We start from the raw sequence: 16,740 nt of genomic DNA on the forward strand, positions 1-16,740 counted from the left end.
CTTTCGATATCGCCGACGGTTCCGCCGACCTCAATGATGGCAATACGCTCCTCGTCTACTTCTTTTCCGCGGTAGAAACGGCTCTTGATTTCGTTTGTAATGTGCGGAATGACCTGTACGGTGCCTCCGCCGAAATCACCGTGGCGTTCTTTCTGCAGAACAGACCAGTATACTTTTCCGGTCGTCACGTTGGAATTTTTATCCAGGCTCTCGTCAATGAAACGCTCGTAGTGGCCAAGATCCAAGTCTGTCTCTGTGCCGTCATCGGTAACGAAAACCTCGCCGTGCTGAATCGGGTTCATCGTACCCGGGTCAACGTTGATGTACGGGTCAAATTTCTGCATTGTCACTTTGTATCCTCTGGCTTTTAAAAGCCGTCCAAGGGACGCCGCCGTGATTCCCTTTCCAAGGCCGGATACTACTCCGCCTGTCACAAAGACATATTTTACTGCCATATTGATTTCCTCCTGCTTTCTCTTCTGATTTTCTTTTCCGTCGTTGGTTTTTCTCATAAAAAATACAAACGCATTATAACACATCTCGAATTTCATGCAACTTTTTTTTACTATTTTTTGTTATTTTCGACATTTTCCACGAAATATAAAATTTCTGCATCTTATTTTATACATATCACGATTTTCTTGACATCATCCGCAAAAATGAGTATGATAATCAATGTTTTTAAAACATGCAGGTCTACAACTGAAAAAAGGAGAATACCTATGCAGCCATCGTCAAACAATTGTTATGATACCGGTCTCCGGGAGGAATGTGGTGTTTTCGGCATTTACGATCTGGATGGTGCCGACGTCAGTCCTTCGATCTACTATGGCCTTTCCGCCCTGCAGCACAGAGGACAGGAGTCCTGCGGAATTGCCGTCTCTGACACCAGCGGTCCAAAAGGCCATGTGAAATTCTACAAGGGCCTTGGCCTTGTCAACGAAGTTTTCAAAGAATCCAAATTAGAAGAGCTGTCCGGCAATATCGGCATCGGCCATGTCCGGTACTCTACCACCGGTTCCACTACCGTAGAGAATGCACAGCCGCTCGTTCTGAATTATCTGAAAGGCTCCCTCGCCCTTGCGCACAACGGAAATCTGGTCAACGCTATGGAACTGCGCGAGCAGATGGAAAACACCGGCGCAATTTTTCACACTTCGATTGACTCTGAAATCATCGCCTACGGCATTGCGCGGGAACGCGTTCATTCCAAAACGGTAGAAGAAGCGATTCTGCGCACGGTAAAAGAAATCCGCGGCGCCTATGCCCTTGTCATCATGAGCCCGAGAAAACTCATCGGCGTGCGCGACCCATATGGCTTAAAACCGCTCTGCATCGGAAAACGGGACAACGCCTGGGTTCTCGCCTCAGAAAGCTGCGCCCTCACTTCGATCGGCGCCGAATTCGTCCGCGATGTCGCTCCGGGAGAAATTGTAACGTTTGACAAAACCGGAAATCTGAAATCCGAATTTATGCCGGTTGACGTAAAAAAAGCGCATTGTATTTTTGAATATATTTATTTTGCCCGCCTCGACAGCAAAATAGACAATATCAGTGTCTACGAAGCCAGAATCCGCGGCGGTGCAACTCTCGCAAAGACCTACCCGGTTGATGCAGACCTCGTCTGTGGTGTCCCGGACTCCGGACTTGCCTCCGCAAAGGGCTATTCCGAAGAATCCGGCATTCCGTTCGGTCTTGCGTTCCACAAAAACAGCTATGTCGGCCGTACCTTCATCAAGCCGACCCAGAAGGAACGGGAATCCAGCGTCAAAATCAAACTGAGCGTTCTCGAATCTGTTGTAAAAGGAAAACGGATCGTGCTCGTCGACGACTCCATTGTCCGTGGAACAACGATTTCCAACCTGATCACGATGCTCCGCAAAGCCGGCGCGACCGAAGTCCATGTCCGTATCAGCTCTCCGCCGTTCCTGTATCCGTGCTATTTCGGCACCGATGTTCCTTCGAACAAACAGCTGATCGCAAGCTCTCACTCCACGGAGGAGATCCGCCAGCAGATCGGAGCCGACTCTCTTGGCTACATGCCGATCGGGGAACTCCAGAACATGGTCGGCGATCTGCCGATCTGCCGTGCATGCTTCGACAGCCATTACCCAATGGAAGTACCGAAACAGGATATCAGCGCTCTTCTCGAAAGCTGATTCTATTTCGTCCCCCTTACCGCGCAGACACTGCGTCAGGTAAGGGGGGCTTTTTGTTTCATGCATACTTTGACGTAATGTTTGCATACAATAGCATCAAAAACAAAGGATCTCTTTATGGATCTTACAGACATCATTTATTCCAACGATTACATCAACATTCTGATCCAGAATTACGTGGCACAGTCCGAGCGGTACCAGATGCTGTTTCCAGAGTCAAGCGCCCTTCTTCCGCTCAATCCGCAGTATTCGGTCCTCTTTCTCGAGCGGAGTCTGCTGCCGGAAAATCTCTTCGGCGCAGTTCCCTTTACCGGTCTCCCGAAACTTTTCACTCCGCTTTCCACGCTTTCTCTGGAGGTGTCCGGCATTGTACAGACACAGAATCTCTATGGCGGCGGGTACACGGGGAAAAATGTGATCCTGGGATTTCTGGACACCGGCATCGATTACCGCCACCCTGCGTTTCTGCAGCATAACGGCCAAAGCCGGATTCTCGCCGTCTGGGATCAGACAGACCTCACAGGAACACCTCCGGTGCAGTTTCCTTACGGCAGTCTCTATACAAAATCCGATCTTGACGCTGCGCTGAAAAGCAGTGATCCGCTCTCCCTTGTCCCTGTAACCGATTCTGACGGCCACGGCACATATATCGCAGGAGTCGCCGGCGGCACTCCAGATCCCTCCGCCGGATTTCTTGGTGCGGCACCGGATGCGGATTTTGCCGTTGTCAAATTGAAACCCGCCAAACAGAACCTGAAAGATTTTTATCTTGTCTCCTCCAATGCTCCTGTTTTTGAGGAAGATGACCTTCTCGCCGCCATGCGTTTTCTAAACGAAATCGCTGCCGCGGAGGGAAAACCGCTCGTCCTGTGTCTGGCACTCGGAACGAATCAGGGCAGTCACTCCGGTACGCTTCCCGTCTCTTTGACCCTGGCGCGCTACGGCAATACACCGGGTGTGATTCCCGTCTGCGCAACCGGCAATGAAGGAAACGCTGCACATCATTATTATGGCTTTGTGTCTGAAACTTACACCCCGAAAAATGTAGAGTTTCTTGTTTCCGAGGGAAACCGCGGTTTTGTTCTGGAACTCTGGGGACAGGCTCCGCAGCTTTTTTCTGTCGGATTCCGCTCTCCCGGCGGTGAGACAATTCCGCGGATTCCCGTCTCTTTAAATCAGGAACAGCGGATCACTTTCGTCCTGGCGCGCACCGTAATCTACGTCAACTACGAGGTTGTCCAGACCACAACCGGCAGCCAGCTCATCCTGATCCGCATGATGGATCCGACACCCGGCATCTGGACGCTTCAGGTTTACCGCGCCTTTCCGTCCCCGCCGGATTTTCATATCTGGCTTCCTGTCACCGGCTTTTCCACGTCCGATGTAACGTTTCTGGAACCGGACCCGTACACAACCTTGACAACACCATCCTCCACGGTCCCTGTTCTGTCCCCTTCCACGTATCAGGCCTCCAGCAACAGCTTTTCGCCGGAATCCGGGCGCGGCTTTACGCGGCTTGGCGAAATCAAACCAGACTTTGCTGCTCCCGGCGTTTCCGTTACCGGACCGGGGCCGGCCGGATCCTATGTAAATTTCAGCGGTTCCAGTGCGTCCGCTGCCATTACATCCGGCGCTGCCGCTCTTTTTCTTCAATGGGGCGTTCAGCGCACACCTTCCCGCTATTTTACGGCACAGGAGCTGAAAAACTATCTGATCCGCGGCGCAGACCGAACTGATACCATTACTTACCCGAGCAGAGAATGGGGATACGGCAGACTGCAATTATATCAGAGCTTCACAAGCCTTATGACAAACTGATTTTCCCGCTCACAGGTTTGCTTCTATGGTATATCCGTTTGTTGTTGCAAACTCTCAATGTGCAACTGCCTTGTTTTTGATTGTTTTCCGTTGTATCATTACGTATTATCATTATAATTATAAAACTAAAAGGGGGATTCCTGACTATGAATTACGAACGCTTGAACGATCTTCGCCTTCTTGGACTTACGATTGCCTACTACCGAAGAGCAAAGGGAATGACGCAGGCAGAACTTGCCGAGGCGGTACATATCAGCCGTACCCATATGAGCAATATCGAAGCGCCAAACACAAAAACCTCTATTTCGTTGAATCTTCTGTTCGATATCGCCGAGGCACTCGATATTCCGGTCAAAGAATTGTTTGATTTTCAGGGACGCAGTCTTTAGTCTTTGATTTTTTCATTTTAACAGTAACCCGAAGCTGCAGCTTTTCATATCATGAATTGTAAGCAAAATGATTCCTTTGGAGGAACAAACATGAGTGATTTAGCTGCTACAAACTGTGGATGCGGATGTGACAACGGCTGTGGCTGCGATAATGGATGCGGTGTTTCCAACAACAACCTGTTCGGAAACAATGGCTGCAGTATTATCTGGATTCTGCTTCTCCTCTCCTGCTGCGGCGGATGTGGATGCGGAAACAGCAACAATGGCTGCAATTCCGACTGCTGGCTCGTTCTGATTCTTCTGTTCTGCTGCGGCGGATGGAACAACAACGGCTGTGGATGCGGCAACAGCAATAACTGTGGATGCGGCTGCTGACCTTTTTTCAGTCCTCCCAGATGTTCGGGCAGAAAAAGCCCCGGGTGCGGATCAACCGCCCCGGGGCCTTTTTTCACCAGAATTCTCTTTCAGCGAAACCGTTTCGGTTTCCGTGCTTCTCTTTCCCGCTTTTCCATCTCTTCTCTTTTTTCTTTTTTCCTCATACATTCCAGATCTATTTCATAAAAGGCATTCCCTTCGAGTACCTGTTTTCTTTTTGCTGTTTCTTTTCCATCCATTTTCCGGCGGTCTCCTTTTTCTTTCTTCCTCTTATCATATGTTTTTTCCCGCCTTCTGTCATTTTTTCCGGCCTGGAACATAAGATAAAGAGAAATAAAAAGACAAATGCAGGAATGCTGCCAGGAAGGATCTTAATTTGAATCAGGAACAGGAACAAAATGTGGAACAGATGACACCGCTGGACCAGATGATCGCACAGGATCAGCTTCAGATGCTGAAGGCTGCCATTCCCTACGCCTCCTTCGGCCTGCAGCCCTCCCTTGCGATTTTGAGCAAATGGCTCGAGCTCCAGCGGACCATTCAGCTTTTTTCCCGTCCGGCCGACCTTTCCATGATGTCTGTGGATGCCCCGCACGTCTCTCCGCTTGAGATGCTGCAGGATATTTCCCGTTTTGCCGCCGGTCCGCAGCGGGATCTTCTCTCCCAGATGTTTCAGACCATGCAGATGGTCCAGATGCTTCAGAATATAAATCCCGGAAATGAGGAGGATCTGCTATGAGTTCGGATGATAAGCAAAACGACTGGTCGCAGGACCCCTCTCTTTCCGGAATTGACTTCGCCCGGCTTCAGGCACTGCAGCAGATGGCCTCCCAGAGCCGCGGAAAATCCCAGGCGGAAATGATGCCGTTTCTTCTCTCCCTGATGCAGGGAAATCAGGGCGGCGCACAGTTTTCCGCCTCCGAGGCGGACCTGATCATCTCTGCCATCAAAGCCGGAAAATCCAAACAGGAAGCGGCAAAAATTGACCAGATGGTCCGCCTCTTCCGCTCCGCTGCTTCCGGGAAAAAACGCTGAAAAACTACAAATCAAAATTGGTCCACTGGACCAATTATTGATATGCTTGGCAACAAAAAACGCTGCCGGTCTGGAATTCCAAACCGGTCAGCGTTTTTTTCTGTGCCTTTTCCCGTTTAGTTCTGCATGGAAAGCACGTTTTTATTTTTTACCAGGTAATCAATCAGAGAAACAACGGTCAGAATCAGTGCAACCCAGATCAGCACGGTATTCAGCACGGAAAGTGCCGGAATGTCGGCGATCAGAAGAATGATCATAATCATCTGGCTGATTGTTTTCGATTTTCCCCACCAGCTTGCTGCGATGACAATTCCATTGTCCGAAGCAACCAGGCGGAAACCGCTGATGATAAATTCTCTTGCGATGATAATAATAACCATCCACGCCGGAAGCTTGTCCAGCTCTACAAAGCAGATCAGTGCAGAGCATACCAGCAGCTTATCTGCCAGCGGATCCATAAACTTTCCGAAATCGGTAATCAGATTGTCACGTCTTGCAATGTAGCCGTCCAGAGTATCCGTGATGCTGGCAGCGGCAAAGATTACCAGCGCAATCCATTTGGACGCGCTTCCGCCCACGCCAGACAGCAGGAAAAACACGAAAAACGGAATCATAATTACCCGCAGAATCGTTAATTTGTTTGGTAAATTCATTGGCTTATCTCTCCTATCAGATCATATTCCAGAGCGCCGGTAATTTTCACTCTTACGAAATCGCCGGATACGAGTGTTTCCGGTGTATTGACAAATACATAGCCGTCCACACCCGGTGCGTCCGCCTGGCTTCTGCCCACATAGGCATCCTCATCCGCCACTTTGCCCTCGATCATGACAAGAAGCTCCTGGCCGATCCTGCGCTCGCCGAGTTCTGCAGAGATATCCTGCTGCAGCTCCATCAGTTCTGCCTGACGGTCCAGTTTTACCTCCTCGTCGATCTGATGCTCCATCGCAGCAGCCGGTGTTCCCTCCTCCGGAGAGTAGGTGAATACGCCGAGACGGTCGAACTCCATGTCGTTGATAAACTCGAGGAGTTCTTTGTGCTGCTCTTTTGTCTCTCCCGGGAATCCTGTGATCAGTGTGGTGCGCAGTGTGATATCCGGTATCTCGCTTCTCAGGAAATCAATTTTGTCAATCAGCTCCTGTTGGGAGGTTCTGCGGCCCATGCGGCGCAGGATCTCATCGTTGGCATGCTGAATCGGCAGATCCAGGTAGTGACAGACTTTCGGCTCTTCCTTCATCGTCTGAACAAGTTCCGGATAGATGTCCTCCGGATAGCAGTACAGAATCCGGATCCAGTAGAGCTCCGGAATTTTGCAGAGTTCTTTTAACAGCACATGAAGAGATGGCTTTCCATACAGGTCGATACCGTAAATGGTCGTCTCCTGTGCAACGAGAACGAGCTCCTTGACACCCTGTTCTGCCATCGTCTTCGCTTCTGCCACCAGCTCCTCCATCGGAACAGAGCGGTACGGTCCGCGCAATTTTGGAATGATACAGTAGGTACAGTGCTTGTCACAGCCCTCTGCGATTTTCAGATATTCGTAATGGCCTCCTGTCGTTACAACGCGCTGTGCATCAATTTTCGGCAGTCCTTTCAGATCGGCATACTCCTGGAAGCGGTCGCCGCCGAGGACATCCTGAATGGCATCCAGGATTTTGTCATAGCTGTTCGTTCCAAGTACGGCGTCAACCTCCGGAATCTCCTCAATGATTTCATCGCGGTAGCGCTCTGCCATACAGCCCGTTACCAGAAGAACCTTACAGCTTCCCGCTGTACGGTACTTCGCCATTTCAAGAATATTTTGAATGCTTTCTTCTTTGGCGTCGTGGATAAAGCAGCATGTGTTTATCACGATAACCTCTGCATCTTCCTCGGAATCGGTGATCTCGAAACCATGCTCTACCAGAAGACCCAGCATATGCTCGGAATCTACCAGGTTTTTATCGCATCCAAGGGAAATAAACAGAATTTTCATATTATTCAATTACTGGCTCCTCTTTTGTTTCCTCTTCCGCTTCAACTTCAGATTCCGGAAGGATTGTAACCTCTCCTTTGTACATCTCCTCTACGGCGATGGAGAGCGGTTTCATGCCTTTTTTCACTTTTACAAGCGGTTCAGCTCCGCCGATGATCTGTCTTGCACGTTTGCTTGTTGCAAGTACCAGAGAGTAACGGCTGCTGACAACCGGTGCCTCATCCAGATCCTGGCCCTCGTTAATAGTTGCAATCAGTTCCTGATAAGATGGATGAATCATAATAAATGCTCCTTTCTATTTTTCCAGACTTTTTTTCATCTGTTCGATAAAGTCTTTCTGGTTGCTGCTCATGAAATGCTGGCTCTGAATGGTCTCATGCATCTGTTTTACGCAGGTTTCGAGGTCGTCGTTGATCAGGACATAATCGTACTGGTCCATGCCCTGTGCTTCCTCTTTTGCACGCTCCATTCTGCCTTTGATGACTTCTTCTGTTTCCGTTCCGCGTCCCCGGAGGCGTCGTTCCAGCTCCTCGGCAGTCGGCGGTGTGATGAACACAAGAAGGGTGTCCGGACGTTTTTCCTTGACCTGAAGTGCTCCCTGGATTTCAATCTCAAGCAGAACATCTTTTCCGGCATCCAGCTGTTCCTCTACGTATGCCTTCGGCGTTCCGTAGGAATGTTTTACGTAACGCGCATACTCGAGGAAGGCATCCTCTTCTACCATGCGGTCAAACTCTTCTTCTGTACGGAAAAAGTACGATACGCCGTCTTCCTCGCCCGGACGCGGGTCTCTTGTGGTGACGGAGATTGACAGCGCATAGTTGTCGTACTCCTCCATCAGGCGTTTCATCAGTGTTCCTTTTCCTGCTCCGGAAAAACCGGATACTACAGTAAGTATTCCTCTACTCATTTTCAGATTCCCCTCGCTCTTTTTCTGTTTCCCAGCCGCCGTTGAATCTGCGGCTGATCGTTTCCGGCTGCAAAGCCGAAAGGATGATAAATTCTTCTCCGGTGATGAGCACTGCTTTCGTGCGTCTTCCCTGCGTCGCATCGATGATGCGGTTGCTTTCCTTTGCACGCTGCACCATACGCTTGACGGGCGCCGCCTCGGGACTCACCACTGCTATTATTTTATCCGAATTTACGACATTGCCGAATCCGATGTTGATCAGTTTTGCCACAATCCGTCCTTTCCTGTACCTTCTGAAGTCTTTTTCAGAAAATACATCTACCCATACGGATTTATTATAATTCATTCAGAAAGCCTAGTCAAATCTTTTTTTCTGTATTATAATGAAAATACTAGAATTTCAAACAAAGGAGATTTTTCTATGGCTTTTGATGGAATTACCATTGCAAATATTGCACAGGAACTGAATCAGACCATCGTCGGCGGAAAGATCAACAAGATCGCACAGCCGGAAAACGACGAGCTGATGATTACAATAAAAAACAACCGTACCGTTTACCGTCTTCTCCTCTCGGCAAGTGCATCGCTTCCGCTGATCTACCTGACGGACAACAATAAGCCCGGTCCGATGACCGCACCGAATTTCTGTATGCTGCTCCGCAAACACATCGGCAGCGCCCGCATTCTCTCCGTTACCCAGCCGGGACTCGAGCGTATTCTTGTTTTTGAGCTCGAGCATTTGAACGAACTCGGCGATATCTGCCGCAAGAAGCTGATTGTGGAGATCATGGGAAAACACAGCAACCTGATCTTCTGTCAGGAGGACAATACGATCCTTGACAGTATCAAACATATTTCCGCCAACATGAGTTCTGTCCGTGAGGTTCTTCCGGGCCGCACCTGGTTCATTCCGCACACGCAGGATAAGAAAGATCCGCTCACGATCACAGAAGAAGAATTTTTCGATTTCGTCTGCACGAAACCGATGGCTGCCGCAAAGGCAATCTACACTTCCCTTACCGGCTTCAGCCCGCTGATGGCGGAGGAAGTCTGCTGCCGCGCCGGCATCGACGGCGGATTTGCGGTCAATGCACTCGAAGAAAATGCGAAGCTTCATCTGTTCCGCACCTTCTCTTATCTGATTGAAGATATCAAAAACGGCGCATTTACGCCGAACATCGTATACCAGGGCGATGAGCCGAAAGAATTTTCCGCACTGAAACTGACGCAGTATCAGGATTTGCGGGAGGAAACATACGATTCGATCTCCGGTGTACTGGAAACATACTATGCCATGAAAAACCGCATCACCCGCATCCGTCAGAAATCTTCCGATCTGCGCCGTGTCGTCAATACCGCACTCGAACGGAATGTCAAAAAATACGACCTGCAGCAGAAACAGTTAAAAGACACCGACAAGCGGGAAAAATACCGGATTTACGGTGAGCTTTTAAATACGTACGGCTACAGCTGCCAGCCGGGCGATACTTCGCTGAAAGCCGTCAATTACTATAACGGCGAGGAAATCACGATTCCGCTCGACGGAACGCTCTCTGCCGGCGAAAATGCGAAAAAATACTTCGACCGCTACGGAAAGCTGAAGCGGACCCGTGAGGCACTCGAGGAACTTCTTGTCGAGACGAAAGAGGAAATCGACCATCTCGAATCCATCAGCACGGCGCTTGATATTGCGCTCGATGAGGCGGATCTGGTGCAGTTAAAAGAAGAGCTGATCGAGTACGGCTACATCCGCCGCAAGGGACCGGCAGGGAAAAAGCAGAAAATCACCTCCCATCCGTTCCACTACCGCTCCTCCGAGGGCTTTGACATTTATGTCGGCAAGAACAACTTCCAGAACGAGGAACTTTCGTTTAAATTCGCCTCCGGCAACGACTGGTGGTTCCACGCGAAAGGCCAGCCGGGCAGCCATGTCATCGTAAAGACGAACGGTAAAGAGCTGCCGGATTCCGTCTACGAAGAGGCCGCTGCTCTCGCCGCCTATTACTCGAAAGGCAGACAGGCACCGAAGGTGGAAATCGACTACACCTTAAAGAAAAACCTGCGCAAACCGAACGGAAGCAAACCGGGCTTCGTTGTTTATTACACCAATTACTCCATGATGGCGGAACCGAACATCCGCAATCTTCAGGAAGTACAGGACTAAATTCAGAACACAAAAGACTTTTCGCATATTCCTATCTGTTCCTCTTTGCGAAAAGTCTTTTTTTCGTAAAATTTAATACTTCCTTCATTTCTTTTTCGATGCTCTATGGTATACTTCTTAGTATGGAAAAAGATTCCAGACGTGATCTTTTTCAAACAACCCACAGTGAGGCTGTCTCTTCTTTATCAGGACAGCCGGAGAGGAATATAACTGTTATGAACAAAACAATTCCCGAAATCATTCACCGCCGTGTTCCAACGACGCGCTATGAGGCAGACCCTTCCGAAGGTCTTTCCGCCGAGCAGGTTGCCGAGTACCGCGAGAACGGCTGGACCAACCGCGCGGTGGAACCTCCGTCCAAGACAACGGCCGAGATCGTAAAGAGCAATGTCTGTACGTATTTCAACCTGATTTTTCTGATTATTGCCATCTTTCTGATCCTTGCCGGTTCGTTCCGGGATCTTACGTTTCTGCCGGTCATCATCGCGAACACGCTGATCGGTATTGTACAGGAGATCAAGGCGAAAAAGACGCTGGAAAAGCTGTCTGTTTTAAACGCGCCGAAGGCTGCTGCGATCCGTGACGGGGCTGAGGTAACACTCGCCGCGGAGGATCTCGTACTCGATGATATTGTTGTATTTACCGCAGGAAAACAGATCTGCGCTGATGCCGTCGTGCTTGAAGGTGAGGTACAGGTCAACGAATCGCTGCTTACCGGTGAATCCGATGAGATTACCAAGCGCCCGGGCGACGAGCTGATGTCCGGAAGTTTTATCGTCTCCGGAAGCTGCAAGAGCCGTCTGACCCAGGTCGGTGAAGATTCCTACATTTCCCGTCTGACCCTCGAGGCAAAGGCCATGAAAGAGGGCGAACAGTCCGAGATGATCCGCTCCCTCAACAAGCTGGTAAAGTTTGTCGGCATTCTGATCATTCCGATCGGTCTTCTGCTCTTCGGCCAGCAGTTTTTCGTCTCCCACGAAACGTTCCGTGAGAGCATTACCTCGATGGTGGCCGCCGTACTCGGCATGATCCCAGAAGGTCTTTACCTGCTTGCGAGCGTTGCCCTTGCCGTCAGCGTTATGCGGCTGGCTTCGCAGAAGGTTCTCGTGCATGATATGAAATGTATCGAGACGCTGGCTCGCGTCAACGTGCTCTGTGTCGATAAGACGGGAACCATCACCGAGACAAATATGAAAGTACATGATCTGATTCTGGTCGGCTCCAGTTCAGTCCCTGATACAGAATCCGGCGAAAATGCTCCCGCACCGCAGAAAGAAGAGCTTTCCCTTGCGGTCGGTGATTTCGCATCTGCCATGTCAAACGACAACATTACTATGGCGGCACTGAAAGAATATTTTAAAGACAACAACGGCAGAACTGCCGTTTCGATGACTTCGTTCTCCTCGGAATTCAAGTATTCCAGTGTGACATTTTCGGATGTCTCCTACGTGCTCGGTGCCCCGGAGTTCGTTCTCCGCGATGATTTTGCACGCTATCAGAGTGAAATTGAAGCGTATACCTCAAAGGGATTCCGTCTCCTCGTCTTCGGCACATCCGAAACTGTACCGGATGGAAAAGCACTCTCCGGCCGTGTCACACCGCTTGGCTACGTGCTTCTCTCCAATCCGATCCGAAAAGAAGCACCGGAAACGTTCCGCTATTTCGAAGATCAGGGTGTCCATGTCAAGGTCATCTCCGGTGATACTCCGGTAACGGTATCTGAGGTTGCCCGCCAGGCAGGGATTGCACACGCAGAGGATTATATTGATGCTTCCACTCTAAAGACACCGGAAGAGCTCGAAGAAGCAATCCTGAAATACACCGTGTTCGGCCGTGTCACACCAGACCAGAAACGCCAGTTTGTCCAGGCTTTAAAGAAAAACGGCAAGACCGTTGCGATGACCGGCGATGGTGTCAACGATGTGCTCGCATTAAAGGATGCCGACTGCTCCGTTGCGATGGCATCCGGAAGTGACGCTGCCGCACAGGCTGCACAGCTCGTTCTGCTGGACAACGACTTTTCGAAGATGCCTTCTGTCGTACTGGAAGGCCGCCGCGTTGTCAACAACCTGCAGCGCTCGGGAACGCTGTTCCTGGTAAAGAACATTTTCTCGTTCCTGCTGTCCATCTTCTCACTGATCTCGATGGTGACGTATCCGCTGGAGCCGTCCCAGATCTCGCTGATCAGTATGTTTACGATCGGTATTCCAGGCTTCCTGCTCTCGCTGATGCCGAACAAAAACCGGATCGAGGGCCACTTTATCACGAACATTCTGACACGGGCCCTGCCCGCGGCGCTGACCGACTTTTTGATGGTCGCAACACTCGTCGTCTTCGGCCAGGAATTTGCGGTCGGCTCGGAAGATATTTCGACCGCCGCCACCGTGCTGCTCGCCATTGTCGGTTTTATGATTCTCTACCGGATCAGCAAGCCGCTCAACTGGATGCGCTGGACGATCCTGATCGGCTCGATCGTCGCCTTTATCTTCTGCAGCACCTATCTAAATCAGCTGTTTGCCATCTCGGATATGTCCAGAAAATGTATCATGCTGCTGGTCGTATTCTCTGTCGCAACAGAGCCGGTTCTGCGATATTTGAGCATCCTCGTGGATTCCATTTCCTCTTTTTACCGGAAGCAGAAAATTTTCTTCCTGCGGAAACGGGAAGCGAGAAAAGCGAAATAAAATGTAAAACCGAACATCAAAAATGCCGTACAGCGTTGGAAGTTTTTTCTCCGCCTGTACGGCATTTTTTGATTTACCAATCACAGTTTCTTACTTTCTCATCTCGGGGTCTTCCGCGTAATGCGTCCGCTCGCCGCCGATGTATTTCGGTCTTGTCCGCGCGCAGACAACATGCGCATCTCCGATGGTTTTCTGTGATACCCGGACCGGAACGGCTACTGCCTTCAGCTGCATGCCGATCAGCACATCACCGATATCAATACCTGCATGCGCCTGCACACGCTCTACGGTGACAGCGTCCTCCAATCCATAGTATGCCGCCATCGCAAACGATCCGCCGCCATGCAGCCACGGTACCGCGCAGACCGGCTCGTAACCGTATTTTTCTGCCGCCGCACGCTCCAGAACAACCGCGCGGTTCAGATGCTCACAGCACTGCGCCGCCAGATACAGCCCGTGCTCCTTCGTACACGCATACAGCGCCTCAAACACCGCCTGCCCGATCTCCTGGCTGGAATCCGTTCCGAGCTTACTGTTGTGAATTTCACTCGAAGAACATCCCACTACCAGAATCTGTCCCGGTTTCATCTGCGCCGTCGTAATCAGCTCCTCTGCAACGGCACGCGCTTCCTGTCTGATTGTTTCAAGATCCATTTTGTATCCCTCCTTGCTAAACAGCAATATTTATGCAAAAGGAGACTGACTCTTTTTCCAAGAATCAGCCTCCTTTCTTCAGCTTATATAATTATTATTTCTGAACGATATTCACAATTCTTCCCGGTACGTAAATTTCTTTTACGATGTTTCCGGTCAGTTTGTCTGCAACTGCCTCTTTTGCAGCGGCGATTGCGGTCTCTTTATCTGCATCTTTGGCGATTTTGATCGTTCCGCGCATTTTGCCGTTGATCTGAACAGCGATCTCGGCTACTGCCTCTACGGTCTTCTCCTCGTTAAACTCCGGCCATGCGGTCTGGTACAGACGGCCTTCGTATCCAAGGTCTGCCCACAGTTCCTCGGTCATATGCGGTGCAACCGGATTCAGCAGGATCAGAAGGGTTTCGAACTCTTTTCTCGTTACTTTTCCGGCTTTGTAGAACTCGTTGACCAGGGTCATCATGGCTGCGATCGCTGTGTTGTATTTCAGGGACTCATAGTCGCTGGATACTTTCTTGATGGTCTGGTGCATTTTGGACTCCAGCTCTTTGGAGTAGGAATCTCCGTCTACCAGGCTGTCCTGCAGTTTCCATACACGCTCGAGGAAACGACGGCATCCTTTTACGCCTTCCTGAGACCAGGATGCACTTAAGTCGAAGGCACCGATGAACATCTCATACGTACGCAGGGTATCTGCACCGAACTCAGCTACGATATCATCCGGGTTGACAACGTTTCCGCGGGATTTACTCATCTTCTCACCGTTCTCGCCGAGGATCATTCCGTGGGAAGTACGTTTCTGATACGGTTCCGGGCAGGTAACTACGCCCTGATCGTACAGGAATTTATGCCAGAAACGGGAATACAGAAGGTGAAGGGTTGTGTGCTCCATTCCTCCGTTGTACCAGTCAACCGGCAGCCAGTATTTCATAGCTTCTTTGCTTGCCAGAGCTTCTTTGTTCTTCGGATCGGTATAACGGATGTAATACCAGGAAGAACCAGCCCACTGCGGCATGGTATCGGTCTCACGTTTTGCAGGTCCGCCGCAGCACGGGCAGGTGGTGTTGACCCAGTCTGTCATGGCAGCCAGCGGAGACTCACCGTTATCGGTCGGCATGTAGCTCTCTACATCCGGCAGCTCCAGCGGAAGAGATTCTTCCGGAACCGGAACGTAACCGCATTTGTCGCAGTGTACGATCGGAATCGGCTCACCCCAGTAACGCTGACGGGAGAATACCCAGTCACGCAGCTTATAGTTTGTTTTTGCTTTTCCAACGTGGTTCTCTTCGAGCCACTCAAGAATTTTCTTTTTTGCTTCCGCAACGGAAAGTCCGTTCAGGAAACCGGAGTTGACAAGAGTTCCCTCTGCAACGTCGGTGTAAACTTCGTTCTGTACGTCGCCGCCTGCAACAACCTCGATGATCGGCATGTTGAATTTCTTTGCGAACTCCCAGTCACGCTCATCGTGTGCCGGCACTGCCATGATGGCGCCGGTGCCGTAGCTCATCAGTACATAATCGGAAATCCAGATCGGGATCTCTTTTCCATTAACCGGGTTGACTGCGGAAAGTCCGTCGATCATGACACCGGTCTTGTCTTTTGCAAGCTCGGAACGCTCAAAGTCAGATTTTCTGGCTGCCATCTCACGGTATGCGCAGACCTCATCCCAGTTCTTGATCTCATCTTTGTACTGGTCGATGTACGGATGCTCCGGGGAGAGTACCATGTACGTAACACCGAACAGGGTATCCGGGCGTGTGGTGTAGATGGTCAGCTTCTCCGGTTTATCTTTCAGGGAGAAATCAACCTCTGCTCCGTGGGAACGTCCGATCCAGTTTTTCTGGGAAGTTTTGACACGCTCAATATAGTCAACGCCGTCCAGACCATCGATCAGCTTGTCTGCATACTCGGTGATCTTCAGCATCCACTCGCTCTTTACTTTGCGGACAACCGGGCTTCCGCAGCGCTCGCACACGCCGTTTACAACTTCCTCGTTTGCAAGACCTACCTTACAGGAAGTACACCAGTTGATCGGCATTTCTTTCTTGTAAGCAAGACCTGCTTTGAAGAGTTTGAGGAAGATCCACTGGGTCCAGTGATAGTACTCCGGATCGGTGGTGTTGATCTCTCTGTCCCAGTCAAAGGAATATCCAAGGGACTGAAGCTGATCTTTGAAGTGATGTACGTTGTTTTTGGTAACGATCTTCGGATGGATGTGGTTCTTGATCGCATAGTTCTCAGTCGGAAGACCAAATGCATCCCATCCCATCGGATACAGTACGTTGTAGCCCTGCATTCTGCGCTTTCTGGCTACGATATCCAGTGCGGTGTACGGACGCGGATGGCCCACGTGAAGTCCCTGTCCTGACGGATACGGAAACTCAACGAGTGCATAGTATTTTGGCTTTGTATAATCATCTGTGGCGGCAAAGGCTTTCTCGTCCTGCCAGATCTTCTGCCACTTTTTCTCAATGTTCTGTGGCTCATATCTTTTACTCATGGGTAACCTCCTGCATGTTCAAGTTCAAAGTTCTTTTTTCTCACACTGCCGAGTGGGACAGCATGCACATTTGAACA

17 protein-coding genes are annotated in these 16,740 nt (G+C 50.3%); 8 read left to right on the plus strand and 9 right to left on the minus strand.

From position 1 onward, the window contains the following. A partial coding sequence (locus ACY2VW_RS08990) for a nucleotide-binding protein (protein ID WP_461877837.1) occupies nt 1-455 on the minus strand: 455 nt, incomplete at its 3' end. Between the two features lie 267 nt (nt 456-722). On the opposite strand from ACY2VW_RS08990, the gene purF reads away from it, so the two are divergent. From purF to ACY2VW_RS09010, 4 genes are all read left to right on the plus strand, one after another. Continuing rightward, nucleotides 723-2,159: an amidophosphoribosyltransferase gene (purF, locus tag ACY2VW_RS08995; protein ID WP_461877838.1), complete on the plus strand. Its 1,437-nt coding sequence runs from the start codon at nt 723-725 to the stop codon at nt 2,157-2,159. Nucleotides 2,160-2,276: 117 nt separating this feature from the next. Next, nucleotides 2,277-3,977 (plus strand): S8 family peptidase, encoded by a 1,701-nt coding sequence (locus ACY2VW_RS09000; protein WP_461877839.1) that lies wholly within the window; start codon nt 2,277-2,279, stop codon nt 3,975-3,977. Nucleotides 3,978-4,123: 146 nt separating this feature from the next. Next, the gene (locus ACY2VW_RS09005; RefSeq protein ID WP_022462361.1) at nt 4,124-4,366 is read left to right on the plus strand and encodes a helix-turn-helix transcriptional regulator; all 243 of its coding nucleotides are present in this window, start codon (nt 4,124-4,126) and stop codon (nt 4,364-4,366) included. A gap of 90 nt (nt 4,367-4,456) precedes the next feature. Then, entirely contained in the window at nt 4,457-4,741 is a 285-nt protein-coding gene (locus ACY2VW_RS09010) for a chorion class high-cysteine HCB protein 13 (protein ID WP_461877840.1), read from the plus strand. A gap of 89 nt (nt 4,742-4,830) precedes the next feature. Here the strand turns inward: ACY2VW_RS09010 and ACY2VW_RS09015 are convergent, their stop codons facing one another. Further along, the gene (locus ACY2VW_RS09015) at nt 4,831-4,980 is read right to left on the minus strand and encodes a hypothetical protein (RefSeq protein WP_172680771.1); all 150 of its coding nucleotides are present in this window, start codon (nt 4,978-4,980) and stop codon (nt 4,831-4,833) included. 137 nt (nt 4,981-5,117) lie between these two features. Here ACY2VW_RS09015 and ACY2VW_RS09020 point away from each other — a divergent pair, with 137 nt between their 5' ends. Together ACY2VW_RS09020 and ACY2VW_RS09025 are read left to right on the plus strand one after the other, a co-directional pair. Then, nucleotides 5,118-5,480 carry a hypothetical protein gene (locus ACY2VW_RS09020; RefSeq protein WP_055217741.1) on the plus strand — a complete coding sequence of 121 codons (363 nt, stop codon included), beginning with the start codon at nt 5,118-5,120 and terminating at the stop codon, nt 5,478-5,480. Beyond that, on the plus strand, nt 5,477-5,776 hold the full coding sequence (locus ACY2VW_RS09025; protein WP_022461427.1) for a hypothetical protein: 300 nt from the start codon (nt 5,477-5,479) through the stop codon (nt 5,774-5,776). The genes ACY2VW_RS09020 and ACY2VW_RS09025 overlap by 4 nt, the downstream gene beginning before the upstream one ends. Before the next feature lie 116 nt (nt 5,777-5,892). On the opposite strand, the gene pgsA is transcribed toward ACY2VW_RS09025, so the two are convergent. From pgsA to ACY2VW_RS09050, 5 genes are read right to left on the minus strand one after another with little or no spacing between them, the layout of a single operon-like run. Next, nucleotides 5,893-6,429, minus strand: a complete 537-nt coding sequence (gene pgsA / locus ACY2VW_RS09030; protein WP_055228244.1) for a CDP-diacylglycerol--glycerol-3-phosphate 3-phosphatidyltransferase — start codon at nt 6,427-6,429, stop codon at nt 5,893-5,895. Next, nucleotides 6,426-7,751 (minus strand): 30S ribosomal protein S12 methylthiotransferase RimO, encoded by a 1,326-nt coding sequence (gene rimO, locus ACY2VW_RS09035; RefSeq protein WP_461877852.1) that lies wholly within the window; start codon nt 7,749-7,751, stop codon nt 6,426-6,428. The genes pgsA and rimO overlap by 4 nt, the downstream gene beginning before the upstream one ends. A 1-nt stretch (nt 7,752) precedes the next feature. Further along, nucleotides 7,753-8,031: a DNA-directed RNA polymerase subunit omega gene (gene rpoZ / locus ACY2VW_RS09040; protein ID WP_022461424.1), complete on the minus strand. Its 279-nt coding sequence runs from the start codon at nt 8,029-8,031 to the stop codon at nt 7,753-7,755. 15 nt (nt 8,032-8,046) lie between these two features. Next, nucleotides 8,047-8,661 (minus strand): guanylate kinase, encoded by a 615-nt coding sequence (gmk, locus tag ACY2VW_RS09045; RefSeq protein WP_022461423.1) that lies wholly within the window; start codon nt 8,659-8,661, stop codon nt 8,047-8,049. After that, nucleotides 8,654-8,932 (minus strand): DUF370 domain-containing protein, encoded by a 279-nt coding sequence (locus tag ACY2VW_RS09050; RefSeq protein WP_055218332.1) that lies wholly within the window; start codon nt 8,930-8,932, stop codon nt 8,654-8,656. Before ACY2VW_RS09050 ends, gmk begins: the two co-directional genes overlap by 8 nt. Before the next feature lie 150 nt (nt 8,933-9,082). Here ACY2VW_RS09050 and ACY2VW_RS09055 point away from each other — a divergent pair, with 150 nt between their 5' ends. Both ACY2VW_RS09055 and ACY2VW_RS09060 read left to right on the plus strand, forming a co-directional pair. After that, nucleotides 9,083-10,825, plus strand: a complete 1,743-nt coding sequence (locus ACY2VW_RS09055; protein ID WP_461877841.1) for an Rqc2 family fibronectin-binding protein — start codon at nt 9,083-9,085, stop codon at nt 10,823-10,825. Nucleotides 10,826-11,040: 215 nt separating this feature from the next. Further along, entirely contained in the window at nt 11,041-13,509 is a 2,469-nt protein-coding gene (locus ACY2VW_RS09060; protein WP_461877842.1) for a cation-translocating P-type ATPase, read from the plus strand. Nucleotides 13,510-13,599: 90 nt separating this feature from the next. On the opposite strand, the gene ACY2VW_RS09065 is transcribed toward ACY2VW_RS09060, so the two are convergent. Both ACY2VW_RS09065 and leuS read right to left on the minus strand, forming a co-directional pair. Further along, entirely contained in the window at nt 13,600-14,163 is a 564-nt protein-coding gene (locus ACY2VW_RS09065) for a TIGR01440 family protein (RefSeq protein WP_022461419.1), read from the minus strand. A 94-nt stretch (nt 14,164-14,257) separates the two neighbouring features. Next, nucleotides 14,258-16,663 carry a leucine--tRNA ligase gene (gene leuS, locus ACY2VW_RS09070; RefSeq protein ID WP_461877843.1) on the minus strand — a complete coding sequence of 802 codons (2,406 nt, stop codon included), beginning with the start codon at nt 16,661-16,663 and terminating at the stop codon, nt 14,258-14,260. Nucleotides 16,664-16,740: the final 77 nt, after the last annotated feature.

This window comes from Fusicatenibacter sp. (assembly GCF_977045365.1).

Excerpts from the sequence above, each read along its gene's own strand:
- gmk (WP_022461423.1), bottom strand. The coding sequence starts at position 8,661 with ATGAGTAGAGGAATACTTACTGTAGTATCCGGTTTTTCCGGAGCAGGA.
- pgsA (WP_055228244.1), bottom strand. The coding sequence starts at position 6,429 with ATGAATTTACCAAACAAATTAACGATTCTGCGGGTAATTATGATTCCG.
- rpoZ (WP_022461424.1), bottom strand. The coding sequence starts at position 8,031 with ATGATTCATCCATCTTATCAGGAACTGATTGCAACTATTAACGAGGGC.
- ACY2VW_RS09005 (WP_022462361.1), top strand. The coding sequence starts at position 4,124 with ATGAATTACGAACGCTTGAACGATCTTCGCCTTCTTGGACTTACGATT.
- rimO (WP_461877852.1), bottom strand. The coding sequence starts at position 7,751 with ATGAAAATTCTGTTTATTTCCCTTGGATGCGATAAAAACCTGGTAGAT.
- ACY2VW_RS09065 (WP_022461419.1), bottom strand. The coding sequence starts at position 14,163 with ATGGATCTTGAAACAATCAGACAGGAAGCGCGTGCCGTTGCAGAGGAG.
- ACY2VW_RS09025 (WP_022461427.1), top strand. The coding sequence starts at position 5,477 with ATGAGTTCGGATGATAAGCAAAACGACTGGTCGCAGGACCCCTCTCTT.
- ACY2VW_RS09000 (WP_461877839.1), top strand. The coding sequence starts at position 2,277 with ATGGATCTTACAGACATCATTTATTCCAACGATTACATCAACATTCTG.
- ACY2VW_RS09015 (WP_172680771.1), bottom strand. The coding sequence starts at position 4,980 with ATGGATGGAAAAGAAACAGCAAAAAGAAAACAGGTACTCGAAGGGAAT.
- leuS (WP_461877843.1), bottom strand. The coding sequence starts at position 16,663 with ATGAGTAAAAGATATGAGCCACAGAACATTGAGAAAAAGTGGCAGAAG.
- ACY2VW_RS09010 (WP_461877840.1), top strand. The coding sequence starts at position 4,457 with ATGAGTGATTTAGCTGCTACAAACTGTGGATGCGGATGTGACAACGGC.
- purF (WP_461877838.1), top strand. The coding sequence starts at position 723 with ATGCAGCCATCGTCAAACAATTGTTATGATACCGGTCTCCGGGAGGAA.
- ACY2VW_RS09060 (WP_461877842.1), top strand. The coding sequence starts at position 11,041 with ATGAACAAAACAATTCCCGAAATCATTCACCGCCGTGTTCCAACGACG.
- ACY2VW_RS09055 (WP_461877841.1), top strand. The coding sequence starts at position 9,083 with ATGGCTTTTGATGGAATTACCATTGCAAATATTGCACAGGAACTGAAT.